Origin of the sequence: Priestia sp. TRN 1309 (genome assembly GCF_050846875.1) — a bacterium.
GTDB classification, from domain to species: Bacteria; Bacillota; Bacilli; order Bacillales; family Bacillaceae_H; genus Priestia; species Priestia zanthoxyli.
The window spans coordinates 92541-118838 of the sequence record NZ_JBOZGM010000008.1 but is presented as its reverse complement, the minus strand read 5'-3'; the positions used below and the strand labels follow the sequence as shown (position 1 = coordinate 118838).

The following is a 26298-nucleotide window of genomic DNA, read 5'->3' as shown; positions in this document are numbered from 1 at the left end:
GTAAATTGTATGCAATTCCCAATTAGAAAGGAAGTATAATCCATGAAGATCTTTATTACTTACGGAACAGGCCCTTACCTTCAAAAGTTGATCGACGAACATCCGAGTGAACGTTTATTACTGCTTCACAAAGATGACGATCAATTTGCACTAGTCCACGAAACAGATGGAGATACAATTTTTAAAGAAGGACATGCTTATGAAGTATTAGATGCTTCTGGAGATCTTGCAGATAGCGGATTTGCTGTACTAAATAATATTTCAGTTACAGATGAAGGCCGTCCTTTGTTTGAACAGCGATTTAGCCAACGCGCTCGTTTAATTGAAAATGAAGCAGGCTTTTCAGCTATTCGTGTGCTTCGTCCACTGCAAAATGACACATACATTATCTTTACAGGATGGAAAGATGAAAGTTCATTTAGCGATTGGCAGTCTTCAAAAGCCTATAATGAAGCACACAAAAAACGCGGTACGTCAGAAGGCGTGGATCAGCAGCCATCGATTTTCTCTCGCCCTTCTTATGTGACCTCATACCACGTAGTTAAATAAGTAAACATCCTCCTAGTAGGCGAGTATCACAATAGGCATAAACGTCATATTGTATACTACATCACCTATTGGGAGGAATTTTTATGGGCATAGAGCTTGGAGCTCTTCATTGGATGTATGTCCTTTTTATCGCCTTCATTATCGGCTTTATGATTATGCGGCGAGATACGAGTATCCTTTGTATACTCGGGATTTTTTTGCTTTCCTTAACGGCTACCTCTTCGTTAAGCCACTCCGTCAGCGCTGTTTTTTCCAGCTTCATTTATGCCATTACAGAACTGCTTCCTACCATTTTAATTATTTCAATTATTGTATCCATGAGCAAAGTCTTAATGGCTACAGGAATAAATGAATCGATGATTTCACCTTTTGCTCGCCTCATTAAAACACCCACTCTTGCCTATTGGGTTATTGGATTAGTTATGATGACCATCTCCTATTTTTTCTGGCCTTCTCCAGCAGTTGCTTTACTTGGAGCCGTGCTTTTACCAGTTGCCATCCGCGTAGGGCTTCCAGCTATAGGCGTAGCTGTAGCGATGAATTTATTCGGCCACGGCGTTGCGCTTTCAGGAGACTTTGTTATTCAAGCTGCCCCTAAGATAACCGCTGACGCAGCAGGTCTTCCGGTTCACGAGGTTGTTCAAGCAAGTGTCCCTCTTGTCATTGTGATGGGAGTCGTTACCACACTCTCTGCTTTTTACTTTCTAAAACAAGATATGAAGCACAATAAAATTCAGTCGCAACCGACAATTTTAACAAGCAACTCTTCTAACCAATCCACACCTCTTTCTCCTTCATTACGCCGGGCTTTAGCCATTATAGTTCCTCTTTTCTTTGCTATAGACGTATGGGCAATGTTCGCCCTTCATTTACAGGGAGGAGATGCCACTGCTCTCGTTGGAGGTACAGCTCTATTTATTTTAGTAGTGGTGTCGCTTATTGCTCACAAAGGAAAAGGTCTCGAACAAACCACTTCCTACTTGATTGAAGGCTTGCAGTTTGGGTTTAAAGTATTCGGTCCCGTTATTCCGATTGCCGCTTTTTTCTATTTAGGAGATGCTGGATTCAAAACAATCATTGGTGACTTTCTTCCGAAAGGATCACATGGACTTGTCAATGACCTAGGTGTTGCGCTTGCTTCGACTGTACCGTTAACTGCACAGGTCGCTACTGTGACGATAACTGCGCTAGGAGCTATTACAGGGTTAGACGGTTCAGGCTTTTCAGGTATTTCACTCGTAGGCTCTGTCTCTCATTTATTTGCATCTGCTTTAGGATCGGGCGCTGCCACGCTAACTGCTTTGGGGCAAATTGCTGCGATTTGGGTTGGAGGGGGAACGTTGATTCCATGGGCGCTCATTCCAGCTGCTGCGATTTGTGGAGTCAGTCCGTTTGAACTCGCTAGACGCAATTTAAAACCTGTAGCGATTGGATTAGTTGTTACAACGATTGTCGCAATGTTCCTAGTTTAAACAAAAGCCCCCTTCTTTTGATGAAGGGGGTCATATGTATATATTTGTTACATACCTTTTGGAAACTCTTTTTCCGCTGACGGCCTTACATACGCATAAACAAGCGTATAGAAGAAAATGCCTACAATTAGCCACATAAGCCCTAAGCTGTAGCCAGCTAATACATCTGTTAAAAAGTGTTCTCTTAACAGAATACGGCTCACGCCGATTAACAAAACAATTAAAGTAATTGCCCGCTGATACCACTTGGCCACCTTTTGATTGTTTATATGCTTGATCAGAAAAAAGAAAATCAGACCGTAGATAAGAATTCCCATCATTGCATGGCCGCTTGGAAAACTGTAGCCTTCGATGCCTTCAAGAGGACGGGCTCGTTCTACCGCATCTTTAACTGCTTTATTAATAATATCGCCGCTTAAAATAAGTAAAAATGAGGATATCATGCCAATATAGTCTTTTTTTAAAAATAAAAAAACAATAAGTACAGCTAAAAGAACCATAATCATCACTTTTGAAGCTAAAAAAGACAGGCCGTGAAAAACAGATGACGCTGACTGAAGAATAGTGCTGTCATCTATAGCTGAAACAAGCCAGCGGTCTCCTTGAAAAGAATCTGTCGACACAGCAAACAACACTCCTAAAAAAACGAGACCCGCAATCCCAAACGCCCACATCAATTTTTTGTACAGAGATACAGTTTGTGAATCTACCATATCGTTACCTCCTATTATCTCACGAGAAAATTGGTAAAAAACTCATTCTTTGTCCCTATTTCTCATCTTATGTATCTATTATGTATATAAAATATTTCATGATTCAATTACTTTTTTCAATAACAACGCTTACATTCTTTTCTTTTTTATAGATAATGATATAATGATTAAAATGTCAAAAAATTCAAAACTTTATTCAACTTACACAGAAAGGATATGGTTATGTGAACTCCAAGCTACATACTTTACTTGAAGAAAAATTTGATGAAATGGTTCAAATTCGCCGATATCTGCATCAGTATCCAGAACCGTCTTTTAAAGAATTTCAAACTGCTGCCTACATTCGGTCTTTTTATGACAAGATCGGTATTTCTTACCAAGCAAATGTAGGAGGAAACGGCATTGTAGCAAGCATTCAAGGAGGAAAACCTGGTCCTACTGTAGCTTTGAGAGCCGACTTTGATGCCCTTCCTATTCAAGATGAAAAAGATGTACCCTATCAATCAACTGTTCCGGGCGTGATGCATGCATGTGGCCACGATGGTCATACGGCTACTCTTTTAGTCCTTGCTAAAGCGCTTTTTGAAATAAGAGATTCTCTCCCTGGTAAAATCGTCTTCATTCATCAGCACGCCGAAGAGTATGCTCCCGGAGGCGCCAAGTCCATGATTGAAGACGGATGCTTAGACGGTGTAGACGCGATATTCGGAACGCATTTATGGTCATTAACTCCGACTGGTGTGGTTCAATATCGAACGGGCCCTATTATGGCTGCTGCTGATCGCTTTGAAATTACGATCAAAGGAGCAGGCGGACACGGTGCACAGCCCCACAAAACAAAAGACTCAATCGTCATCGCCTCTCAGCTTGTTGTTAATTTACAGCAAATTGTAAGCAGACGTGTAAATCCAATTGATTCAGCGGTTGTAAGCATAGGTTCTTTTGTAGCGGAAAATGCATTTAATATTATCGCTGATTCTGCTCGACTAATTGGAACGGTAAGAACATTTAATGAAGATGTACGAAATGATGTCGAAAAAGAAATCGAACGAATTGTCCAAGGTACATGCTTAACGGCTGATGCTTCTTATGAGCTGAGTTATACGCGCGGCTATCCTTCCGTCGTAAACCACTCGGAAGAAACGGCCTTTCTTGCTTCTGCTGCTTCTCAAATCGATGAAGTTCATACAGTCGAAGAAACGGAGCCTCACATGACTGGAGAAGATTTCTCTTATTATTTGCAGCATATTAAAGGAACGTTCTTCTTTACAGGAGCTCAGCCAGAAGGTGTAGATGCTCCTTATCCTCATCATCATCCTAAATTTGATTTTAACGAAAAAGCAATGCTTATCGCAGCGAAAACGCTTGGTACGGCTGCTGTTGAGTATTTAAGAGAACAAGCTCATTCTAAAAACGCAATAAAAGCGAATTAATCATTCAGCAAGCATTCGTACAGATAAACAGACGATTGCTTGCTGTTTTATTTTAGGAAACTTTTTCTCACTTAAAACGTAGTATTTATATCGACTGAAAAGAGGTGACTTTTTTGAATACGTATGAAGAAAAAGTGTTACGAGAAGCTGAACATTGGAAATTTAGCATGTTGAAACGACCTTCTAAATTTCAGCGTACCGCAAAATCCTTACAGCTTAAACTAAATGAAAAAATCCCTGCTAAAGTCCATAGAATTATAACTGAAAGTATAAAAAAAATGGTTGAAACCACGCTTGTTGGGTCCGATTTCACGACTAAAAAAAGAGATGTCAGCGGTCTTTCGTTTGAAGAAAAAGAGAAAAGAATTTTGGAGCTCATACCTAAGTACAAAAAAACAGCTGCTGTAGAAGGAGCTGGTACTGGTGCAGGTGGTCTCCTTTTGGGCGCAGCAGATTTCCCACTTCTTCTTTCCATAAAAATGAAGTGCTTATTTGACATTGCCGCGACGTATGGTTTTGATGTAAAAGAAAAAGAAGAACGCATTTATATACTGTATATTTTTCATCTTGCTTTTTGCAGCGACGACCATAGAACGAAGCTGCTCGAAGTAGTAGAAAGCTGGGAGGAAAAGAAAGAGGAACTTCTTGAGCTTGATTGGAAAGCTTTTCAACAAGAATATCGCGATTACATTGATGTTGTGAAAATGTTTCAGCTGATGCCGGGAATTGGAGCTGTTGTAGGTGCGTATGCGAATTATCAGCTTCTTGATCATCTCACAAAAGTAGCGATGAACGTCTATCGCTTTCGGATATTATCTTTGTCTCAAAAGTAGTCTAAAAACGTAAAAAAAGCTCCATTCGGAGCTTTTTTACGTTAATTTTTTATTTACATATGCATTTACAAATAAGTGAATAAATATAGCACCTGCTGCCAAGGAAAGCAGTGCAGCAACTATATTAGAAAAAGCCACCACTATGGCGAGCACAAGAATTTGTACATACAGCGCTTTTTTCCATACGTCCAAAAATGCCCTTTTTCGTTCTTTAGCTTCGACTGGATAAAGAGAAAGCCATAAAATTTGCTTGTGCTGCTTCCAAAGCGGGAGTAATTGAAAACCCGTCATGTATACAACAAATAAAACAACCACTATATTGCCGTATTGAAACGGCGCAGCTACAATTAAAAATCCGCCAATGACAGTTAAGCGAACGAGCAAACTTAAATAATCTCCTGATCGCAAAAATGTTCTGGTGTACAAGTAATGGTAAGTGGCATTTTGACGAAATGGAATACGTGTTACTAGCCAATCTAAATATCTACGGCGTTTGATTCGTTCTTTGACTTGTGGAACATCCGTAAATAAATTAGCTAATCGATAAAAATAGCCCATGCGCTTTTCTTCTAAGTCAATTAGCTTTTCCCATTTAATCGGCTTCCTTTTTGTAAGAGAGCGATAATAAACGGCTAGCGCAATCATAATTACCGCTACAATTCCTGTGAAAAATACGTATGCATGCGAAAATAAGAAATAAGTAAAAACTGCGTTTAAGAAAAATCTGACGATATAATCTGTCCACTTCGCCCATTTTTCTTCAAACCATACGGCCCACCAAGACATGCCTAAGTTTACAACTTTCAGAATGAGTAATAGCAGAAAAAACACAAAAATATTTGAGTAAGAATCATGCATTACTTTTACGTGAAGAGGCGCTGCTGCACCCGTTGCAAATAATAAAATATAAAGCTGAATCGTAAAGGTAAACCAAAAAGATTTTTTGAAATAAGGCTGCAGCTTCGTCTCCAAAGGAAGCAAAAAGACTAAATCAGGTCGTTTTAAAAACGTTTGAATTTGGCCCATTGTTAAAATCAATCCCATAAGGACCGCAATCACTACAGCCGAAGGAAACGCAGGTGTTAATGTACTCAACCACTGTTGATAATAGTAGGCTAAACCGCCAATCGCAAAAATTAACACTAATTTAATGTGATCATTTAAGATATATTTTGTATATCTTCTTACATCCACTAAATACTGCTGAAATCGTTGCTTCCATAATGCGTCAATCTTACTCATAGCCTTCTTCCTTTGTTAATTCAATATAAATTTCATCAAGAGTAGCATTGCGCATCTGAAATTCTTCTTGAAGATCTTTAAGCGTTCCTTGCGCTCTTACTTCTCCGTTATGTAAAATAACAAATTTATCACAGTAGCGCTCCGCGGTCGCCAAAATGTGTGTGGACATTAAAATGCCTGCACCTTGCTTTTTCATATCCGTCATCAAATCAAGTAAAGATTGAATACCAAGCGGGTCTAAACCTAAAAAAGGTTCATCAATAATATAAAGAGACGGCTGAACCAAAAAAGCGCACATAATCATAACCTTCTGCTTCATCCCTTTTGAAAAATGCGCGGGAAACCATTTTAACTTCCGGTCTAAACGAAATTCTTTTAAAAGCGGCTGCAGACGTGCTTCATATGCTTGAGGCTCAAGTCCATAAGCCATAGCTGTCATATCCAAATGTTCTTTTAATGTTAATTCATCGTAGAGCACAGGAGTTTCTGGAATAAACGTAAACTGACTTCGATAGCCTGTTGGGTCTTGTTGAAAGGTTTTATTATTAATGGATACACTTCCTTTTTTTGCTTCCATTAATCCAATGATATGTTTAATCGTTGTACTTTTTCCGGCTCCGTTTAAGCCGATTAACCCAACTAATTCACCTGCATTTACATCAAACGATACATCTTTTAAGACGGGAGTTTTCGTATATCCCCCTGTAATATTGTTAATTTGCAATAAAGAACCCATCACGATCTCCTTTTATTTGTTCTTTTTTGTCTACAAGCGCAAGCGCTATTTGCTCTATTGTACCAAATCTTTTTCGTCCTCACATCGTTTTCAATTCTTTTCGGTTAATTTTTCCAGAATATAATCGAAATATCGGGACATTCTATATAGGGAAGAAGGAAAACAAGTTATTGATTACAACTAATCATTACAAAGCTTCTTACATTTGGGATGAGGTGTCTACAGCAGGCATATTTCAGAAAACCTTATTGTAAATCAATGTATGTTTGATTCATAAGGGGATGGTAGTCATGAACGTAGTAAGAATATATATAATGGGTAGACAATAATGTTCATTTATTACTGTGTAAATGAGGTGTTTGTCAAAGACCAAGAACGATTTCGTTCACATTGTATATTTTTTTAGCTTAATGCTTAAATGAGGTGTTTGTTAAAGAGAATATACTTTTTCAAGTGACTGTTTCATTAGGCAATGCAATTACGTAAATGAGGTGTTCCTTAAAGATCATATGCTGCATTAAAAGCTATTTTTTCCTTCTTCACATGACGGGATGCATAATCGTTTGCATCCCGTTTTTGTGTATAAAATATGAGTGGCTATTTCTTGCCTGCTGATTGCATTTCTACTTTGTGGTAAAATAAACGTACATGTATACCCATACATTTATATTAGTAACGGAAGGTGAACATAATGAGCACACATGATGAAAACTGTATTTTTTGCAAAATTATTCGCGGTGAAATTCCAGGTGCAAAAGTATTTGAAAATGAACATGTATTAGCTTTTTTAGACATTAGTCAAGTAACAAAAGGTCATACGTTGGTGATTCCAAAAGTACATAAAAAAGACATTCACGAACTAACACCGGAAATTGCGCGCAATTTATTTGAAGTGGTTCCTCAAATCGCAAATGCAATTAAAGAAACATACAGCCCAATCGGCTTAAACATCTTAAATAATAATGGTGAAAAAGCTGGTCAATCCGTGTTTCATTATCATATGCACATTATTCCACGCTACGGGGAAGGCGATGGATTCGGTGCTGTATGGAAAGAGCATACAAGCGAATACACGCCTGAAAAACTTCAAGAAATCGCTGGCAATATTTCTTCTCGCCTTTCTTGAAACAAAAAAAGCTTACACATGTAAGCTTTTTTTGTTTTATCTATTAATCAGTTTATGATGTAAAACTCAATACGTCTCTCGCTCATTATGAACCATTTTCTGCCTTAACTTCTAAATTCATACGCTCTTCAATCAATTTTGTTAATGCTCTTGATCCTTCAGGTACCAAGTGGACACCATCTGATGTAAAGTATTCAGGGTGCTTAGAAGCCTCAGAGTACCAATCTACAAGCGTGACGTGATCAAACTTTTCAGAAGCAGCTTTCAAGTTCTGGTTCACGGTGCTTTCCCAGGAACGAGGAACGCGCGTATTCACTAAGTAAACGTCCGCTTGTGAAAAAGCTTTTAACAGTTGTTCAAGTTCTTCATTGGTAAAATAACCGTTCGTTCCTAACTCAATAATCACTGCGCTGTTCGGATTATTAAATGCTTGATAACTTGGAGTTAGCTGCAGTGCTTCATTGAGCTGCCTTCCTACTTTTCCGTCAATCGTAATACTAAGCGGCATCTCTTTAAGATTAGGAGCAATATCCAGCATGACCGAATCTCCAATCGCAAGAACATCTCTGTAAGAATTCGGCTGCTGTTCTTCTTTTGCATCAGATTTTTCTTCTGCGGAGTTCTTTTCCGCGTTCTTTGTTTTTTCATCCTCCGCTTTGTTCTTGTCTTTGACAGAAGTTGAAGCATTTTCTTTATGATTCGTTTGAATTTTAACCTCTGTTTGTTTTGCTTCGGTCTCATCCTTTTGCTGCGTACTAATAGCAAAGCTTGTCATATCCGCTGTAAACAACGCCAAAAAGAAAATGAGACTGCCCAAAACCGCTTGTCTCGAACGAGAGAGATTACGCCATTTAAAAAGCTCTCTCGGATGGTAATGCCGGAAATAATAGCGAAAACCGCGTGTGCGAATAGGCACCTCGATGTAACGGTACGAAAGTTCAGCAATGATAAATGTAATTCCTACTTGTAACAGCGCATGCCAATAGACCGGGCGGCCAATCTCGGCTACAGGTGTTGTAAGAACAATAACCGGATAATGCCACAAATAGATACCGTATGATCTAGTACCAAGCCAGCGAAGCGGTTTAAACGACAAAGCTTTTCCTAAAAAGCTACTAGGGTGACTAATCGTTGCAACCAGCACAGCAGCGTTTAAACAAATCAGCAGCATGCCACCTTGATAAAGAAAAGATGCATGCGTATACTCATCAACGCTCCATACGCAGAGAATAAATACAAAGAAGCTTACCATACTTACTGCGTTTAATACTTGCTTGCCCACAGCTGGAAGATTTTTTGATGATAAACGATACATGGGCCAGACAAATGCAAGTAAACAACCGATTAAAAGGGCAAACAGCCGAGTATCGGTTCCATAATAAATGCGGCTAGGATCTCCTCCTGGCTCATATAAAAAAGACATCAGAATGGCTGAGGCCATTACTCCAGCTAAAATAAATAGAGAAAGAATTCCTCTCTTTTTAATAAATTTCAAACCCAACAATAAAACAAGTGGCCATACAATATAAAACTGCTCTTCAATAGCAAGTGACCATAAGTTCTTTAATGGTGACGGTGATCCAAAACTATCAAAATATGAAACTTTATGAAAAATAAACCACCAGTTACTCATATAAAAAATAGACGATAATGCATCGCCTCGTAGCGTTGTTAACAATGGTCGGTTAAATAAAATAACCCACGCTGCAGTTAATATGACCATCACATACACAGCTGGAAGAAGTCTTCTCGTACGGCTAATCCAAAAATGCTTCAAATTCTTTAAAGGATTTTCCCAAGATTGCACCAGTAAAATTGAGGTAATTAAATACCCAGATAATACAAAGAAAACGTCAACTCCTAAAAATCCTCCAGACGCCCATCCAAAGCCTAAGTGATAAGCAATCACAGCCATGACAGCAAAGGCCCGAAGTCCGTCCAAACTATATATATACCTATTTTTCTTTTCTTTTGCACTCATAAAAATGCCTCCAAGCAATATGTACAACAAATTTCTTTCTCAATAAATATTAAGAATATTACGTAATTGTTACATTTTTGTTACAAAAATCATTATATACAATATTATTACTTTCTTCAATATATCACTTACTGAAAATCAAAGAATAAGTAAAAAGAAACAAATTCACTATCTATCTTATTCATAAATTACTAATTTAGTAGTAGTCATATCGATTCTATCTGCATGCCACTAAACCCTACACGTTTCTTTCACCTTACCCGTTTTAAAAATAGAAAAACTTCACACAAATGGTGAAGTTTCTAAGGTGTCTTTAGCATATCGACGTGTGGGAGTCCTTCATCTGAATAAATATCGGAAATAGGTCTAAAACCAAACGATTCATAAAATGTTTGAAGTCTGCTTTGAGCTTGAATTTTAATTGTCTTCTCGTGCCATTCATTCTCTAGAAAAGCAATTCCTCTTGCTACTAGTTCTCTTCCGAGACCTGTACCGCGCTGTGCTTGTTTTACAATAATACGTCCAAGAGAAGCTTCCTTATAGCTAATTCCTTTTGGTAAAACTCTAAGGTATGCGATAATTTTCTCATCTTCTTTTTTGAACAAATGATAAGCAAATTTGTCTTTTCCATCTACTTCTAAGTAAGCACACTTCTGTTCCACAACAAAAATAGAGGTGCGAAGCTGTAGAATTTCATAAAGCTCATCGTTTGTCAGCTCTTGAAATGATTTTATGCACCAACTCATGATCTGCTCACCTTTTCTTATTGTTCTTTTTCAATTAAATTCAGCGTACGTTCAAGCCAATTGATATAGCTTGTCTCCCGGTCTTGAGCACGAGATAGCACCAAGTAATGACCAAATTGAGGAGAAGAAACGGTAATGTGGTGATTAACTTCTTCTAAAAGATCATCCATTCGTTTTTTTAAAAAAGTCAGCTTCATTTTCCTGCTTGATAATTGGTTATCTATTTGTTGCTTTAACTCTTCTATTGACATGGATGAAGCAAAATAAGCTTTTAACATAAATTCATCTTTAGTTGTTTCAGGAATAGGATCAATCGTAGTGAGCCACTTGCTTAGCTCGACTCTTCCTTCTTCCGTTATCGAATACATCTTTTTTTCTAATTTTTTGCCTTGAATCACCGTTTCATAGCGAATAAATCCCTCTTCTGTTAATCGCTTTAGCTCGGGATAAATCTGGCTGTGTTTAGCACTCCAAAAATTACCAACCTCTTCTTTAAAAAGTCTGGTAATGTCATACCCGCTGAGCTCCTCCTGATTTAAGAGCCCTAATATTGCATATTTTAATACTCTCATTCTGTTCCTCCACATTATTTCTTCCATCAGTATAGCATATAAACATTTCTTTTACATGTTTACCAAAACATGTTTACGTATACTTTTTATTTATCTTTTTTCTATTATTTTCTCTTTACAGATTAATTTAAATTTTTGAAAAGTTACCTCCACAACTAAGAGTTTTCATGATAGTATAATGATATTCTTTCTGACATCAGTCATTAGCCATTTTGTATGATGAGTGTTCGAACTAATTTGAGGAGGAATTAATGTGATTACGTTAAACAGAGCTTATAATTTTAATGCAGGTCCATCTGCGCTTCCCCTACCTGTCTTACAACTTGCTCAAGAGGAGCTAGTTAACTTCAAAAATACAGGTATGTCTGTGATGGAATTATCACATCGCAGCAAAGAGTTTGAAGATGTATTAACACATGCTAAAGAAACACTAACGGAATTGCTTAATATTCCAGATACACATGAAATTTTATTCCTGCAGGGCGGAGCAAGCCTGCAATTCTCTATGATTCCAATGAACTTTTTAGCTCCTGATCAAGTGGGGGCATATGTGCTAACGGGATCATGGTCAGAAAAAGCGTTAAAAGAAGCAAAGAAACTTGGAAAAACAGCAGTGGTTGCTTCTACTAAAGAAGAGAACTACAGCTCTATTCCAGCTTTAGATGATATAAAGCTTCCAAAAGAAGAGATTGGGTACTTGCATATCACGTCCAATAATACCATTTTTGGTACACAATGGGCTGACTACCCTTCTATTGAAGGAGTAGACTTAATTGCTGACATGTCAAGCGACATTCTTTGCCGTCAAATTGATGTATCTAAGTTCTCACTCATTTATGCTGGTGCTCAGAAAAACCTCGGACCATCTGGTGTAACAGTTGTCATTTTGAAGAAAGAATTGCTTAAACGTATCCCTGAAGGTTTACCAACAATGCTGAACTATGAGACTCACGTAAAGAGCAATTCTCTTTACAACACTCCTCCAACGTTTGGTATTTATATGCTTTCACTTGTTTTAGATTGGATTAAAGAACAAGGGGGCGTTAAAGCCATTGAAGCTCAAAATCATAAAAAAGCTAAGTTACTCTACGCAAGCATGGAACGTTCAAACGGTTTCTATACTCCTCACGCTACAGAGGAAAGCCGTTCAATTATGAATGTCACGTTTACTTTACCAAACGATGAGCTAACGGCTGAGTTTTTACAGCAAGCAAAAGAAAAAGGCTTTGTAGGATTAGCTGGACACCGTTCAATCGGCGGATGCCGCGCTTCTATTTACAATGCTGTGCCGCTTGAAGCGTGTGAAGCTCTTGCCGTCTTTATGGATGAATTTGCGCAGGCAAACGCGTAATTGGCAGAATTAGCTGATTCTTTTTTCACATAAATATGTTATAATCAGTATGTAAATATATGCAATGGGCATAGACGCACTATTGGTATATTTCGAGCTTAGCTTAGAAGAGGAGAGATGAGAAATGAATACAAAAGTTTTAGTTTCTTTAGCGTTATTAGTCGGAATTGGAGCGGTTCTCCACACGGTGGTACCTCCTATTTTATTTGGAATGAAGCCAGATATGATGTTAACAATGATGTTTTTAGCAATCCTGTTGTTTCCTAGCGTAAAAAATGTTGCATTGGTTAGCTTAACCACAGCAGTTATTTCTGCTTTAACAACAAGCTTTCCTGGCGGACAAATTGCAAACTTGATTGATAAACCAATTACAGCATTTGTTTTCTTTGCATTATTTATGCTTGTGAAAAAAGCAATAGGCATGAAAACACCAGTTGCTGCTGCTTTAACAGCTGTTGGCACGCTCGTATCAGGAACCGTATTCTTGTCAGCTGCCGCGCTAATCGTCGGCTTACCGGGTGGAAATAGCGTCATGGCACTTGTTGCTGCGGTTGTATTACCTGCAACAGTAGTAAATACAATCGTTATGGTCGTTATTTATCCAATTGTTCAATCCGTTCTAAAACGCACAAGTATCAAAGCAAAATTATCGTAACGTCAAGAGCCTGATTTAATTAAGAATCAGGCTCTTTTTTTACACCAAAAGCTAAGGCCCGCCAAAGCGTGGCGGACCTTTAGATAAAACGGTTCATTTATAGTATGTTGCTGATCTTTTAGAGACAGCCTACGGTTCTTTTGTTTAAAAAGAAATGGTACAGGATGCTTTTCACTTAAATTTCATTTGCAGCTCATACAATAGGTATGAAGACTTACTATGTAATAAAGGTTTAAGTTCCCCATCCTAGGTTACATAATAAAGTATAAGCGCCAATAAAAAACTCGCAAAAGCCACTGTCGCACATGTAAGAGACTTTTGTTTAAGTACGTGTTTAGGTGGATATGATGCCGTTCTAGTCGTAAGGCTAAACCATTTAAAAGCAGCGAGAAAAAAACTCAGGCTAATCATCAAAAGAATGAATAAAGCTATCCCATGTTGATAACCTCCTTCTTTTGTATAAATCTATGCTATTTTTTTATGATTATGTCAGAAGGAAGTGTTAGCAATTACTTTACTACATAGGAGGAAATAAATAATGAGTAGAATGAAAAAACTAGCAGCTGGAGCAGCAATCGGAAGCACCGTAGCCGCTATTACAACGCTTCTTATTACTCCATATTCAGGACGAGAACTTAAACAGCGTGTCAGTTCTCGAAAAGACCGAGTTAACGCTTCACAACAAGAGCTCTCAACAAAAATAAAAGCTGTTTCTCAACAAGTACAAATGACCGCCAGAGAAGGAAATACTATAGTGAAAAATATCGCAAGTGACCTTTCTACTACCCTTGGTCAGTTTAAAGAAGAAATTGTCCCTCATAAGGAATCCATTCAGCATCATTTGAAAGAAATCCAAAATTCTTTGTCAAACCTAGAGGAACATGTACAGACAACTAAAAATCCCAATGAAAAAATTGACAAAAAAGAAGGTTAAAGCGCCTTCTTTTTTAATTTTTTAAAATTTTGTAAATTTACATCTTTATAATTTTTTATTTTATTGGCATAATAGAAGATAAATAAAAAAAGAGACTAAGTAGGTGGGAGAAGATGAAAAAGACTAGTGATCAGGATTACAGTTTGAAAGAAGCACTTCTATTTAGCCAACGTATTGCCCAATTAAGTAAAGCCCTTTGGAAAACCGTAGAGAAGGATTGGCAGCAATGGATTAAGCCTTATGACCTTAATATTAACGAGCATCATATTTTGTGGATTTCATATCATTTAAACGGGGCTTCCATTTCCGAAATTGCCAAGTTTGGAGTTATGCATGTTTCTACTGCATTTAACTTCTCCAAAAAACTAGAAGAACGAGGTTTACTTGAGTTTTCTAAAAAAGAAAGCGACAAGCGAAATACGTACATTCAGCTGACAGATAAAGGCGAGGCCATTTTACTGGATTTAATGGAACATTACGAACCTTCTAATAATTCAGTATTCAGCGGCGCACTTCCGTTGCGCGACTTGTACGGCAAATTCCCTGAGTTTATGGAACTAATGACCGTCATCCGCAAAATTTACGGTGAAGATTTTATGGATATCTTCGAGCGATCTTTCCATCATATCGAAGAAGAATTCACTGAAGAAGATGGCAAGCTTGTCAAGAAAGATAAAGAGAACCACCAGGAGACTATTTCAAACTCTTAATGGTTAGTCCCTTATCCATTGAATAATTTCAAAAAATTCATTCATCACATCTTGATAAGAAGGTTGATAACGAAGCGATTCGACCGTCTCTCTAGGAGTTAATTTATAATTCAGCATACCAACAAATTGTGTAAGAAGCGGAACAAAGTCTGTTAGGCCTTCCGCTTTTTGCTCAATATATTCGTTTTTTGTATCTTCACACAGAATTAAAATTTCCTCTACTTCCTTCTTTGTAAGCTGATTTCTTACCACTAAATCAATAAATGGTTTAGCTTCTTGTTCAGATGTCCCAGATAACAGTTTTATGTAATATTCTAAACGTGATACTCGAGATTCTAAAGTTTCCATCCGCTTCCCCTACTCCTTCAACGTTCATATATCTCTACTCCATATTGTACATGATTCATTCATGTTCTTCCAAATAATTCTTTCTTCGTCAATCACATTTCCTGTTTGAGTAGCACCGTATAAAGATTTTCATATACTGATTATGTACTCACTGCATATATTAATATAAATCCCTCTGTCCTTTTTAACAATCCTTTTGCACAATGGCTGATTGTTACTCATTTCTTATCCATTCACTTTGCTATTTCGTTTAAAACCTATTTCTCAACTTCTTAACTACCCTTTATAAAATAAAAACCGCATTTCTGTGTAAATACCTTTTGAAATTCTTTGTTCAACTGTATATATAACTATCTATTTTACCGCTTTTTTGGTAATGTTAATATAGATATTTGTAAATTCATACAAAGCTGTACTATATAAATGACTATAAGACTTTTTGTCTTCGTCACACTGATTTTGTTAGGGGGATTTTTATGTACATATTCTTTATTGTATTTGCACTATTCATTTTATTCTACATCAATGCACTAACAAATACATTGTGTATTCAAAAAGAAATTCCAGCTGAAAAACAGCCTAAAGTTTTTCGTACGATTAATGTATTAATTACCATTTTATTAGTTTCATCTTATATTGAAGTATCATTTACATAAAAAACGGTGAGATGTCTCACCGCTTTTTTATAGGCTTAGCAAAAACAGCTAGCGCCGATGATAACTAATAAGATGAATAATACGACTAATAGAGCAAATCCACTGCCGTATCCGCATCCGTAAGAACCCATATCTATCGCCCCTTTCCTTTTATATTCATCTGTTTCCTAGTGGTAACATGCACAACCAACAATGACTAATAAGATAAACAGTACAACTAATAGTGCAAAACCGCCTCCATATCCGCATCCGCTCATTTGAGCACCCCCTTTGTTTACTAATACTGCATCTTATGCATCAGCTCAAAAAACGTCTAGGCTTTTAGCCCAAACTCCATAATTTATTTCTCTTGCTTCTCGTTTGGAGATTACTCTGTGAGTTTGTCCACCATTTTGAAAACGCTTTATAAAAAAGCCATCATAAGCGTATAATCACTCCATGCTTAGTGGAAAATAAATGTAAATTTACGTGGTTTTAACTTCATTTGCTAACATCAGGAAATGTGATATAGTAAATCTTGAGTCAAGCTACATAAGTAAAAATGATGAGTAGGAGTGTTTACGTATGAAAAAAAGCTTAGTTGCACTAACAACGGCAGCCAGCCTCGTTGCTTTATCAGCATGCAGTGGGGGAAATGATGCTTCAAATGCAAACGATTCTTCAAAAGTAATTGTAGAAACAAAAGCAGGCAATATCACTCAAGGTGATTTGTATAAGCAAATGAAAGATACAATCGGACAAGACCAATTTAATACACTCGTACGAAGCGTTACCGAAGAAAAAGTATTGAGTAAAAAATATAAAGTAACGGATAAAGAGCTTGATCAGCAGCTGAACATTCTAAGAGAACAATACGGTGATCAGGTGGATTCAGTTATTAAGCAAAAAGGCGAAAAAGAAGTCAAAGATATGCTAAAAGTAGATATCCTCCGTGAAAAAGCTGCTACGGCAGGCATTAAAGTATCGGACAAAGAACTGAAAAAAGCTTATGATGAATATAAAGCTCAAAAACCTCAAATTCGCGCAAGTCATATTTTAGTAAAAGACGAAAAGACAGCAAACGAAGTAGAAGCGAAAATCAAAAAAGGCGAGGACTTTGCTAGTCTAGCAAAAGAATATTCAACGGATCAGCAGTCTGCAGCTAACGGCGGCGATTTAGGCTACTTCGGTGAAGGCCAAATGGTTAAAGAATTTGAAGAAGCGGCTTACAAGCTGAAAAAAGGTGAAGTAAGTAAACCAATCAAAACAGAGTACGGCTACCATATCATTAAACTAGTCGATAAAAAGAAAGTAGAATCGTTTGAGAAAAAGAAACCCGAACTTGAGCAGCAAATCAAACGTTCAAAAGTAGATCAAGCAGAAGCGAACAAGAAGATTCAAAAAGAGCTTGATAAAGCAAAAGTGGAAGTCAAAGATAAAAATGTAAAACCAATTTTCGAAGAAGGTACGACAGATAGTCAATCTGGCGTAGAAACTCCTCAGCAGTAATGCTAAGAGCCTGTCACTCATGTGACAGGCTCTTTTATATAATCAGATAGAATCGCTGTTGCGTCTTTCTTTTTCCACTTGCATTCTTTCGATGAAGACTTGTCCCTCTTTTTCAATAAACGAATCATCCACTTGCTTATCATGTTGTGCAGCACGAATTGCCATAAATCCACTAAAGAAAATGCCTGCTACAACTAAATAAATCCAAATTGGTAGTGTCACCATATATTGATCCCCCATCACAGTTATTTACAACCACTATATGCGAAGGAAGAAAGACTTATACCTTTTTAATCAATCGTTGGTTTATAAAATGAACGATTATCAAGTGCAAAAATACGCTCTGTAAATTCACCAGGCTTCACTTTTGTTAATGCTCGGTCCAGCATATTCATTTTAGCGTCTACATTGTCAATCAAATGAAGCATCTCAGCCTCTTTAATTAACGGCTTTTTCGGACTTCCCCACTCTTCCTTACCGTGATGCGATAATACAAGGTGCTGAAGAAGCATGACCTCTTCTCCTTCAATCGCTAATTCTTCCGCCGCTTTTCCAATTTCATTCACCATAATCGAGATATGGCCAAGCAAGTTCCCTTCGACTGTGTATATCGTCGAAACAGGACCTGAAAGTTCAAATACTTTGCCAAGGTCATGAAGAATAACTCCAGCGTACAGCAAGTCGCGGTTTAAGCTTGGATAAAGGGTTGAAAATGACTCAGCCAGCTTCAGCATAGACACCACATGGTAGGCAAGCCCCGATACAAACTCATGGTGATTTTTAGTTGCTGCCGGATATTCTAAAAATTCCGTTTGATATTTTTTAAACAAATGGCGAGTAATGCGCTGGACATTTGAATTTTTCATTTCAAATATACTCTTTGTAATATGTTCCACCATTTCTTCTTGAGATAAAGGCGCCACTTCTAAAAAGTCAGATGTGCGCACTCCGTCTTGGGGCTGTGCAGGACGAATGTTGCGTATTTTCAGCTGGTTGCGCCCGCGGTAATTCATTACTTCTCCAGCAGCTCGCACAATCTTTTGAGCAGCATAATTTTCCTCGTCATCTGGGGATGCATCCCACAGCTTGGCTTCAATATCACCTGTTTTATCCTGTAGGATTACCGTTAAAAATGGTTTTCCATTGCTTGCAATTCCTCTCGTTGAGGATTTAATTAAAAAATAAAGATCAACTTGCTCTCCTACTTCGTATTGAGCAATTCCTTTTGTCATGCCCTTTTCCTCCTTACCACTTCATTCTATGTATTTGATAGCAAAGCTCTTATCGCTTCGTCCGCTTATTTACAGCTCTTTACATTTCATTTTACCATCGCTTGGCACCGAATGCACGGGTAGACGCTTTTTCATAAGAGATGAGATTATGACACAACAAAATCAATACAATCTAAAGACAAACAGATTGGATAAAGGAGCGAGTATGAATCGCTTGAGGCACCGCTGTTGATTTCCGTGCAAGACTTCTCTTTCCGGCAGCCGCTGAGCCTCCTCGTCGCTTCCGCTTTCTCCGCAGGAGTCTTCGTCTTGCTCTCCACTACACAGCTTGAAACAACTACATACATGCAAACTATGGTCACCATACCAATAAAAAAATCCGGACGAGTTGGATTCTCCATCAAGAATCTAGATTGTTCGTCCGGACCTCCCTTCAACTAATCTACTTTTGTCTCAGCCTCTCACTTCTTTATGTTTCTTTTTTCGTTAACTGCAGCGCCTTTTTAATATCTTTAAAAGAGGTAGATTGACCATACATAAGGACTCCTCCTTTATACACACGGGCACCAAATATAGCTAAAGCAGTAATCGTCACAACCAAAATCCCTATCGATACACTCACTTCCCACATAGGAACATTTAACATACCTACACGCAAAAACATAATCATCGGAGCAAAAAACGGGATAAAAGATGTGACCGTAATGATTGTGGTTTCAGGATCACCAAGTCCAAACATAGCAATTAAAAAAGCGGCCACAATCACAAGGGTCATGGGCGTAATCATTTGCTGTACATCTTCAATACGGCTCACAAGAGAACCTAAAAAAGCCGCGAGCGTAGCAAAAAGAAAGTACCCTAATATGAAAAAGACAAATGCATACACGAATGTAGTCAGCGGAACATCATTAAATCCGAGATAAGAAAAGATGCCGTTATGATTTGTTTCCACACTGGCTTTTAACGATGTGTAGCCCACGCTCAGTATCACTGCAAGCTGTGTTAAGCTGAGCAGTGCAATTCCAATGATTTTAGCAAACATTTGTGTAATAGGTGATACGCTCGATACGAGGATCTCCATAACGCGGGATGATTTTTCAGTAGCTACTTCCATCGCAATCATGCTCCCATACATGATAACGGCAAAATAAATAACAAACAGCAGAACATACACAAGACCTCTTGCTTGATTTAGCTCTTGTTCTGTTTTGGCATTTTCAACTAACGCTTCTTTTTTAAATGAAACAGGGCTGTAAAGCTGATCAATTTGCTTTTCTTCTAAACCAATTTTCACTGTAGCCATAGCCACTTTTGTTTGCTGTACCGCCTGTTCTAAGGTAGATGAAAGATTTGATTCGGCCAAAGAGTTAGCTTTGTACACAGCTTGAGGCAGCTGCTTATCGTTTAAAGATAAAAGTAAATAGCTATCGAGCTGCCCGCTTTTTACCGCTTGCTTTGCCTTAGACTCAGACGTAAATTCTTTTAAATGAATGTCTGAATCCATAGCATTTATATTTTGTTTGAACAACGTATATACGCTTTCCACTTCATAGATGACACCCACATTTGTGCCATTATCGTCTGAATTAAAAACGTCGATAATTTTCTCCATATTTGTAAGAGCAACTAGAATAAGAGCAGTAATAATCGTCGTAATAATAAAAGATTTTGTTTTTAATTTATTAAGATATGTATGAAAAACGATGACCCAAAATTTATTCATAGGAAGCACCTACCTTTTCAATGAAAATATCATTTAATGAAGGCTCTTCCACTGCAAATTTAGATACAAATGAAAAATGTTTAAGTTCTTGAAAAATGAGTTGCGATACGGATTCATGCTGAATTTGAACAATCATGCCTTCAACCGTTTTTTTCACCTTTACAACACCTTCAAGCTCCGTAATTCTCTCAAACGGACCTTTCCCATGTATAATGACGTTTTTCTTGCCAAATGAACGCTTGATCTCCGGCAGTCTTCCATATACAACAGGCGTACCATGATGCATAATACATAAATATTCACAAAGTTCTTCCACATGTTCCATTCGATGACTTGAAAAAACAATCGTCGTCCCGCGTTTTTTCAAATCAAGTACCGCTTCTTTTAGTACCTCTACGTTTACAGGATCCAAGCCGCTAAAAGGTTCATCTAAAATAAGCAGCTCGGGACGATGAATAACGGAAGCGATAAATTGAATTTTTTGCTGATTTCCTTTGGATAGCTCTTCTACTTTTTTTGAAGCATATTGAGGAATATTAAATCGAGATAACCAGCGCTCCATTTCTTGCAGCACCTTAGCTTTTTTCATCCCGCGCAGCCGTCCTAGATAAACAAGCTGATCTTTGACTTTTAATTTCGGATATAATCCCCTTTCTTCTGGAAGGTAACCAACTAGATGGCTTCTACTGTAAGTTAAAGATTTATCATTCCATTGGATGTGACCTGAGGTTGGTTCAATGAGCCCTAAAATCATTCGAAACGTCGTTGTTTTGCCAGCACCGTTTGCACCTAAAAAACCAAACACTTCACCCTTTGGAATTTGCAAGGATAGTTCATTTACAGCTGTAAATTCACCGTACCTTTTTGAAACTTCACGGATAGAAAGAGACATTTAATTCCTCCTTTGTAAATAAACCTATGTTTATTGTATGGAAAAAAATGATATCTGTAAACCTTAGCAGGATTTAGAGGAATAAGACGAGAAATATGTTGAATACGCTTACAATTATACTATAAGAGGAGAGTAGATTTTATGAGTACTTATACATTAACCGCTTTTGAAAAGACTGGAGAAAAATTAATAGATGAAAGCTTCGAAGCAGCTTCTGAAACAGAAGCAAAGACAATCGGCACCAAAAAGTTAGAAGAGCTTGCCTACTTAGAAAAAACACATCGATGCGTTAGCTCTAGCGGAAAACTTGTATTATTTCATCGTTAATACAAAACGCCGGAAAGGTTTAGCTTTCCGGCGTTTTATATTACTTTACAGCTTCTTTTAGTTCTTTACCAGCTTTAAATGCCGGTACTTTTGATGCTGGAATTTGCATTTCTTCACCCGTTTGAGGGTTACGGCCTGTACGAGCAGCACGCTCGCGTACTTCAAATGTACCGAAGCCGATTAACTGAATTTTTTCACCTTCACCTAGCGTTGATGAAATTGTTTCTAGTAATGCGTCAACTGCTTTAGATGCATCTGCTTTTGTTAACTCTGATTTTGTTGCCACTGCGTTTACTAAATCTGTTTTGTTCATTTCCAATCACCTCATTAGTTTCTACATTATCTTGTGTTACCACTGTTTTGCAACTTTTAAACATGCTCTATCAATATGATAGACAAAAATATTGGCTTTTAAACTAGTTCACTTAATTTTCGGAAATATCTTTTTCACTTTGATTAAAAACAGGCGCTCGCTTTTCCAGAAACGCACGTACACCTTCCTTATGATCCGAACTTTGGCTCATAGCAAACTGACTTCTTTTCTCAAGCGCAAGCACTTGCTTTAATTGTGAAATAGATGTCTCCACATAAATTCGCTTTGTTTCCTTCAAAGCACGTGAAGGTTTTTTTAGCCAATATGAAAGATAATCTTCTACACGCTTCGCCAAATCTCCTTCTTTTATTTCATCAATTATGCCAAATTGATGAGCTTCCTCTGCTTTTAATGTCTTTCCTTCCCAAATCAGCTGTTTCGCACGATGAGAACCGATGCGCTTTTCTAGTAAAAAGTGACCGCCTCCGTCTGGAATTAGAGCAATGCCGATAAAGTTCATCGCAATTTTCGTGTGTCTTTCTGCAATAATATAATCAGAAGCAAGCGCAATGCTGAGCCCTAGCCCTGCTGCCGCACCGTGCAGTACACTTATCGTCATTTGAGGCAGGCTGTATAAAGTCAGCACGGCTTCATTAATTAAATCCATCACCTGCTCAAAACGTTCTGATTGTGAAGGTGACATCATCATATTAATATCTCCCCCTGCTGAAAACACTTTTCCGTTTCCTTTTACTACTAAGAAGTCCACTTCACTTTCTTCGACAACTTTTAAACATTGAATAAACTGCTCTAGCACTTCTTCGTTTAATGCATTTAACGCATCCGGCCTGTTAAACGAAATTGTGGCGACACGCTCTTGCAAAACTAGTTCTACTACTTTTAATTCGACGGTCATATTTACTCACCCTTTCTGATAATGATTGAGGACTTGTTCACGAAGCGTACGTTTTAAAAACTTTCCGACCGTTGTCTTTGGGATTTCATCCATAAATAAAATGTCATCTGGAAGCCACCATTTTGCGAACTGCGGCGCTAAAAATTTGAGCAGCTCTTCTGACGAAACGACACCTTTATATGCATCTTTTAACACGACACAAGCAACTGGACGCTCTTGCCACACCTTATGAGGGACTGCTATGACACAGGCTTCGAAAACAGATTCATGGGCAATCAGCGCGTTTTCTAGATCAACCGATGAAATCCATTCTCCTCCGCTTTTAATTAAATCTTTTGTTCGGTCTACAATTTTGATCGTTCCCTCTTCGTCAACCGTCACAATATCTCCCGTATACAGCCAGCCGTCTTTAAACGTATCTTCTGTTCTTTTATCCTTGTAATATTCAGAAGCTACCCATGGCCCCTTTAGTAATAGCTCACCCATTTCCACTCCATCCCAAGCAACTTCTCCATTTTGACCTATTACTTTCATTTCAACGCCAGGAACTAAGAAACCTTGCTTCGCTTTTACGCTGAGCTGATACTCAGGGTCTTCGCTGTACTGATAGCTTTTTAAGCGGGAGACGGTTACAACAGGGCTTGTTTCCGTCATTCCGTATGCATGCATAAATTCAATTTGATATTTTTCCTGAAATTCTCGAATGACACTTTTTGGGGCCGCTGATCCGCCGCATAAAATAGCCCGCAAACTATCAACTGCGTAAGGCTTTTTTTCTAACTCTTGTAAAAAATTTAACCAAACGGTAGGTACTGCTGCAGCAAGAGTTACTTTCTCTTGTTCAATGAGAGAGGCAATCGTCTCTGAGGTACAAAAAGCGCCCGGCAGCACGAGCTTTGTCCCAAACCAGACCGCAGCAAAAGGAATTCCCCATGCATTTACATGAAACATCGGAACGATAGGCATAGCGGTATCACCTTCTGATAATCCAGCACTATCAGCAAGTCCTAGCGCCAAACAGTGTAAATAAATAGCGCGATGAGAATATACAACGCCCTTTGGCTCTCCTGTAGTAGCAGAGGTATAACAAAGACCTGCTGGTTCTTCTTCGCTTAAATCTTGAACAAAGGAATGCGATGCATTCCCTTGCTGAATCCAATTTTCGTAATGATACACTGGCAACTCTGTTTCTGGCAGCTCACCTTCATCTGACATAAGGATATAGGCTTCAACATGTGAAAGCCTTTGATGAATGCTTTCAAATAAAGGTAAAAAGCATTCATCAAGTAAAATGACTTTATCGCGTGCATGGTTAATGATGTATACAATTTGCTCAGAATCTAACCGGATATTAATTGTGTGAAGCACAGCGCCTATTCCCGGCACAGCAAAATAACCCTCTAGATGTCTATGATGATTCCATGCAAACGTTCCGACTCTTTCTCCTCGCTTCACTCCAATTCGTTCTAGCATACTAGAGAGCTGCCGAGTCCGTTTTATTAACTGATTATAAGTTAAACGTTGAATCCCTTTTGAAGATTTAGAAACCACTTCTTTTTTACCAAACAGCTTTTCAGCTCTTTCCATCATAGATGGTACGGTTAACTGTACATTCATCATTAAGCGGCACCTCGCATCGTCATAATAAGAAAACGCTTACAACTTTCTTATATATTCAACAGATTCCGACATTTCCCTGCTGAAAATAAAAAAGATCACTAAAAAGTGACCTTTTTATTTCCTAAACAATTCATCTAAAATCTTGAGTTTCTCTTGCGTATAGTGCTCGAATCCATCGTTGTACGATTTTGGGTCTTTTGGATTCGCAAACCTTGTAATAATGCCTGTTTCTGGATGCACGAACTTACTGGATGCCCCGCACCCAAGGCCAATAATCGTCTGCTTTTCTTCCATGATCATAATATTGTACAGGCTCTCTTGACCAGGGAATGAATATCCAACGTTCTCTAAATTACCTAAAATATTTTTTTGGCGATATAAATAATAAGGTTCATATCCTTGTTCTTGAGTCCACTCAGTCGCTAAATCCATCATTTTACCAATTTCATAGCGATCTGCTACTTTGTATTTCCGTTTATTTTGAGTCATTTCAGACGCGCGTTTAAACGATAGCGTATGAACAGTTAAAGATTCAGGAAGCAATTTTTTAGATTCGTCTAGCGTATGCTGAAATTCTTCTACACCTTCATTTGGAAGCCCAATAATTAAGTCCATGTTAATGTTATTCATCCCCATTTTTCGAGAAAGATGAAATTTATCAATCGTTTCTTCAACTGTATGATGACGTCCAATAGCTTTTAAGGTTTCTTGAATATAAGACTGCGGATTTACACTAATCCGGTCAATATTCCATTTGTTCAAAACAGCTAGCTTTTCTTCCGTAATCGTATCGGGTCTTCCTGCTTCTACCGTAATTTCACGGATATTTTGTACATCAGGGAACGATTCATACATCTCTTCATACAGCATGTCCATTTCTTCAGCGGTAATGCTCGTTGGTGTGCCTCCGCCGTAATAGACGGTTGTAATCTTGACGTCATTGTCTTTTAACCATTTCCCTACTTCACGCATCTCATAATGCAAGCCGCCTAAAAATGACGTAACGGATCCTTGACGTCCGTTAATCGCATAGGCTGGGAATGTACAGTATGCACACTTCGTCGGACAAAACGGAATGCCTATATAAATGCTTACCTCGTTCTTTAACTCATGTAAATCGGGAATAGCTGCTAGTTGACGATCCACAATATGCTGCATTAAATTAATTTTGTCATCAGTGATTAAATATTCTTCCTTTAGCTCACGATGTGCTTGTTCTTTACTTTTGCCTGACTGCAGTTTCATATGAAGCAACTTCGTTGGACGTATACCGGTTAAAATACCCCATTTTTGAACAATGTTTGTATACTCCTGTAACACAGATAAGTAGACGCGAAGCACCACATTTTTTATTTGCTTAAATTTTTCTTTTTCTGTTTCATAAGGCGTAAACGATTTAGAAAGCTCTTCTGTAAACACCTTGTCCGTTGCAGCATCATGCAGCACTGCTTTCGCATAAATTTCTTCATGAACTTTTAGCTCTACTTCGACCTTGAGCTGAGCTTCGTTATCATCCTCAAAGGAGACGTTGCTTTCTTCAAAAAACAAATCTGAAATTCGGTGAAGCGGACGTAAAAAACGCTCATCTTCTATACCTTTTATATAAATGTTCAATATAATCACCTTTCAAATCAATTCTATCTAAGTAATCAGTTTACAAAACCTACGTATGTCCGGTCAAGGTGCTCAGCTCAAGGGAATATGCGGACAGGAAACAAACGGAAAAAGAA

At 38.0% G+C, this 26298-nt stretch carries 30 protein-coding genes; 12 read left to right on the top strand and 18 right to left on the bottom strand.

All coding sequences use genetic code 11. The features are described 5' to 3' along the window. Positions 1-42 precede the first annotated feature (42 nt). Together ACRPLQ_RS24285 and ACRPLQ_RS24280 are read left to right on the top strand one after the other, a co-directional pair. Entirely contained in the window at positions 43-549 is a 507-nt protein-coding gene (locus ACRPLQ_RS24285; protein ID WP_013055327.1) for an antibiotic biosynthesis monooxygenase family protein, read from the top strand. 83 nt (positions 550-632) lie between these two features. Further along, entirely contained in the window at positions 633-2021 is a 1389-nt protein-coding gene (locus ACRPLQ_RS24280) for a hypothetical protein (RefSeq protein ID WP_154990710.1), read from the top strand. Positions 2022-2068: 47 nt separating this feature from the next. Here ACRPLQ_RS24280 and ACRPLQ_RS24275 read toward each other — a convergent pair whose 3' ends face one another. Next, positions 2069-2734 carry a phosphatase PAP2 family protein gene (locus tag ACRPLQ_RS24275; protein ID WP_028412547.1) on the bottom strand — a complete coding sequence of 222 codons (666 nt, stop codon included), beginning with the start codon at positions 2732-2734 and terminating at the stop codon, positions 2069-2071. 224 nt (positions 2735-2958) lie between these two features. Between ACRPLQ_RS24275 and ACRPLQ_RS24270 the strand changes: the two genes are divergently transcribed. Next, positions 2959-4167, top strand: a complete 1209-nt coding sequence (locus ACRPLQ_RS24270) for a M20 family metallopeptidase (RefSeq protein ID WP_432236303.1) — start codon at positions 2959-2961, stop codon at positions 4165-4167. Between the two features lie 113 nt (positions 4168-4280). Beyond that, complete coding sequence (locus tag ACRPLQ_RS24265) at positions 4281-5000, top strand: EcsC family protein (RefSeq protein ID WP_432236302.1); 720 nt, start codon at positions 4281-4283, stop codon at positions 4998-5000. Between the two features lie 36 nt (positions 5001-5036). On the opposite strand, the gene ACRPLQ_RS24260 is transcribed toward ACRPLQ_RS24265, so the two are convergent. Both ACRPLQ_RS24260 and ACRPLQ_RS24255 read right to left on the bottom strand, forming a co-directional pair. Beyond that, complete coding sequence (locus ACRPLQ_RS24260; RefSeq protein ID WP_154992349.1) at positions 5037-6242, bottom strand: ABC transporter permease; 1206 nt, start codon at positions 6240-6242, stop codon at positions 5037-5039. After that, the gene (locus ACRPLQ_RS24255; protein WP_034267986.1) at positions 6235-6978 is read right to left on the bottom strand and encodes an ABC transporter ATP-binding protein; all 744 of its coding nucleotides are present in this window, start codon (positions 6976-6978) and stop codon (positions 6235-6237) included. Before ACRPLQ_RS24255 ends, ACRPLQ_RS24260 begins: the two co-directional genes overlap by 8 nt. 691 nt (positions 6979-7669) lie before the next feature. Between ACRPLQ_RS24255 and ACRPLQ_RS24250 the strand changes: the two genes are divergently transcribed. Further along, on the top strand, positions 7670-8104 hold the full coding sequence (locus ACRPLQ_RS24250) for an HIT family protein (RefSeq protein ID WP_014461670.1): 435 nt from the start codon (positions 7670-7672) through the stop codon (positions 8102-8104). 85 nt (positions 8105-8189) lie between these two features. Here the strand turns inward: ACRPLQ_RS24250 and ACRPLQ_RS24245 are convergent, their stop codons facing one another. The 3 genes from ACRPLQ_RS24245 to ACRPLQ_RS24235 all read right to left on the bottom strand — a co-directional run bounded on the left by ACRPLQ_RS24245 (position 8190) and on the right by ACRPLQ_RS24235 (position 11403). Further along, a complete protein-coding gene (locus ACRPLQ_RS24245) occupies positions 8190-10085 on the bottom strand; it encodes an acyltransferase family protein (RefSeq protein WP_098999423.1) in 1896 nt (631 codons plus the stop codon). A 302-nt stretch (positions 10086-10387) separates the two neighbouring features. Next, positions 10388-10831, bottom strand: a complete 444-nt coding sequence (locus ACRPLQ_RS24240) for a GNAT family N-acetyltransferase (protein ID WP_098999424.1) — start codon at positions 10829-10831, stop codon at positions 10388-10390. 17 nt (positions 10832-10848) lie between these two features. Continuing rightward, on the bottom strand, positions 10849-11403 hold the full coding sequence (locus ACRPLQ_RS24235) for a PadR family transcriptional regulator (RefSeq protein WP_028412553.1): 555 nt from the start codon (positions 11401-11403) through the stop codon (positions 10849-10851). A 253-nt stretch (positions 11404-11656) separates the two neighbouring features. On the opposite strand from ACRPLQ_RS24235, the gene serC reads away from it, so the two are divergent. The 4 genes from serC (at position 11657) to ACRPLQ_RS24215 (ending at position 15053) form a co-directional block, all read left to right on the top strand. Next, positions 11657-12754, top strand: a complete 1098-nt coding sequence (gene serC, locus ACRPLQ_RS24230) for a 3-phosphoserine/phosphohydroxythreonine transaminase (protein ID WP_034327445.1) — start codon at positions 11657-11659, stop codon at positions 12752-12754. 124 nt (positions 12755-12878) lie between these two features. Further along, positions 12879-13409 carry a tryptophan transporter gene (locus tag ACRPLQ_RS24225; RefSeq protein ID WP_028412555.1) on the top strand — a complete coding sequence of 177 codons (531 nt, stop codon included), beginning with the start codon at positions 12879-12881 and terminating at the stop codon, positions 13407-13409. A 538-nt stretch (positions 13410-13947) separates the two neighbouring features. Next, positions 13948-14343 carry a YtxH domain-containing protein gene (locus ACRPLQ_RS24220; protein ID WP_028412556.1) on the top strand — a complete coding sequence of 132 codons (396 nt, stop codon included), beginning with the start codon at positions 13948-13950 and terminating at the stop codon, positions 14341-14343. Positions 14344-14456: 113 nt separating this feature from the next. Further along, positions 14457-15053, top strand: coding sequence for an HTH-type transcriptional regulator Hpr (locus ACRPLQ_RS24215; RefSeq protein ID WP_014461677.1), 597 nt, complete (start codon positions 14457-14459; stop codon positions 15051-15053). 3 nt (positions 15054-15056) lie between these two features. Here the strand turns inward: ACRPLQ_RS24215 and ACRPLQ_RS24210 are convergent, their stop codons facing one another. Further along, complete coding sequence (locus ACRPLQ_RS24210; RefSeq protein ID WP_013081673.1) at positions 15057-15401, bottom strand: DUF1878 family protein; 345 nt, start codon at positions 15399-15401, stop codon at positions 15057-15059. Between the two features lie 476 nt (positions 15402-15877). Between ACRPLQ_RS24210 and ACRPLQ_RS24205 the strand changes: the two genes are divergently transcribed. After that, entirely contained in the window at positions 15878-16057 is a 180-nt protein-coding gene (locus ACRPLQ_RS24205) for a hypothetical protein (protein WP_013055312.1), read from the top strand. 35 nt (positions 16058-16092) lie between these two features. Here the strand turns inward: ACRPLQ_RS24205 and ACRPLQ_RS24200 are convergent, their stop codons facing one another. After that, a complete protein-coding gene (locus ACRPLQ_RS24200; protein WP_016762974.1) occupies positions 16093-16188 on the bottom strand; it encodes a YjcZ family sporulation protein in 96 nt (31 codons plus the stop codon). 36 nt (positions 16189-16224) lie between these two features. After that, positions 16225-16314, bottom strand: a complete 90-nt coding sequence (locus tag ACRPLQ_RS24195) for a YjcZ family sporulation protein (RefSeq protein WP_074682953.1) — start codon at positions 16312-16314, stop codon at positions 16225-16227. A 307-nt stretch (positions 16315-16621) separates the two neighbouring features. On the opposite strand from ACRPLQ_RS24195, the gene ACRPLQ_RS24190 reads away from it, so the two are divergent. Further along, complete coding sequence (locus tag ACRPLQ_RS24190) at positions 16622-17545, top strand: peptidylprolyl isomerase (RefSeq protein WP_432236301.1); 924 nt, start codon at positions 16622-16624, stop codon at positions 17543-17545. Positions 17546-17587: 42 nt separating this feature from the next. Here the strand turns inward: ACRPLQ_RS24190 and ACRPLQ_RS24185 are convergent, their stop codons facing one another. From ACRPLQ_RS24185 to ACRPLQ_RS24165, 5 genes are all read right to left on the bottom strand, one after another. Beyond that, positions 17588-17770, bottom strand: coding sequence for a sporulation YhaL family protein (locus ACRPLQ_RS24185; protein ID WP_013055310.1), 183 nt, complete (start codon positions 17768-17770; stop codon positions 17588-17590). Between the two features lie 65 nt (positions 17771-17835). Next, the gene (gene yhaM / locus ACRPLQ_RS24180) at positions 17836-18777 is read right to left on the bottom strand and encodes a 3'-5' exoribonuclease YhaM (protein WP_013055309.1); all 942 of its coding nucleotides are present in this window, start codon (positions 18775-18777) and stop codon (positions 17836-17838) included. Positions 18778-18939: 162 nt separating this feature from the next. Further along, positions 18940-19128, bottom strand: coding sequence for a hypothetical protein (locus ACRPLQ_RS24175; protein WP_156830714.1), 189 nt, complete (start codon positions 19126-19128; stop codon positions 18940-18942). 118 nt (positions 19129-19246) lie between these two features. Beyond that, positions 19247-20500: an ABC transporter permease gene (locus ACRPLQ_RS24170; RefSeq protein ID WP_367077604.1), complete on the bottom strand. Its 1254-nt coding sequence runs from the start codon at positions 20498-20500 to the stop codon at positions 19247-19249. Beyond that, entirely contained in the window at positions 20493-21392 is a 900-nt protein-coding gene (locus ACRPLQ_RS24165) for an ABC transporter ATP-binding protein (protein ID WP_154974288.1), read from the bottom strand. Before ACRPLQ_RS24165 ends, ACRPLQ_RS24170 begins: the two co-directional genes overlap by 8 nt. A gap of 141 nt (positions 21393-21533) precedes the next feature. Between ACRPLQ_RS24165 and ACRPLQ_RS24160 the strand changes: the two genes are divergently transcribed. After that, positions 21534-21719: a YhzD family protein gene (locus ACRPLQ_RS24160; protein WP_028412560.1), complete on the top strand. Its 186-nt coding sequence runs from the start codon at positions 21534-21536 to the stop codon at positions 21717-21719. A gap of 40 nt (positions 21720-21759) precedes the next feature. Here ACRPLQ_RS24160 and ACRPLQ_RS24155 read toward each other — a convergent pair whose 3' ends face one another. From ACRPLQ_RS24155 to ACRPLQ_RS24140, 4 genes are all read right to left on the bottom strand, one after another. Next, positions 21760-22032 (bottom strand): HU family DNA-binding protein, encoded by a 273-nt coding sequence (locus ACRPLQ_RS24155; protein WP_013055305.1) that lies wholly within the window; start codon positions 22030-22032, stop codon positions 21760-21762. 112 nt (positions 22033-22144) lie between these two features. Further along, positions 22145-22948 carry an enoyl-CoA hydratase gene (locus ACRPLQ_RS24150; protein ID WP_028412561.1) on the bottom strand — a complete coding sequence of 268 codons (804 nt, stop codon included), beginning with the start codon at positions 22946-22948 and terminating at the stop codon, positions 22145-22147. Positions 22949-22954: 6 nt separating this feature from the next. After that, on the bottom strand, positions 22955-24568 hold the full coding sequence (locus ACRPLQ_RS24145) for a long-chain fatty acid--CoA ligase (RefSeq protein ID WP_432236300.1): 1614 nt from the start codon (positions 24566-24568) through the stop codon (positions 22955-22957). A 114-nt stretch (positions 24569-24682) separates the two neighbouring features. Further along, entirely contained in the window at positions 24683-26185 is a 1503-nt protein-coding gene (locus tag ACRPLQ_RS24140) for a coproporphyrinogen III oxidase (RefSeq protein ID WP_182029536.1), read from the bottom strand. Positions 26186-26298 lie beyond the last annotated feature (113 nt).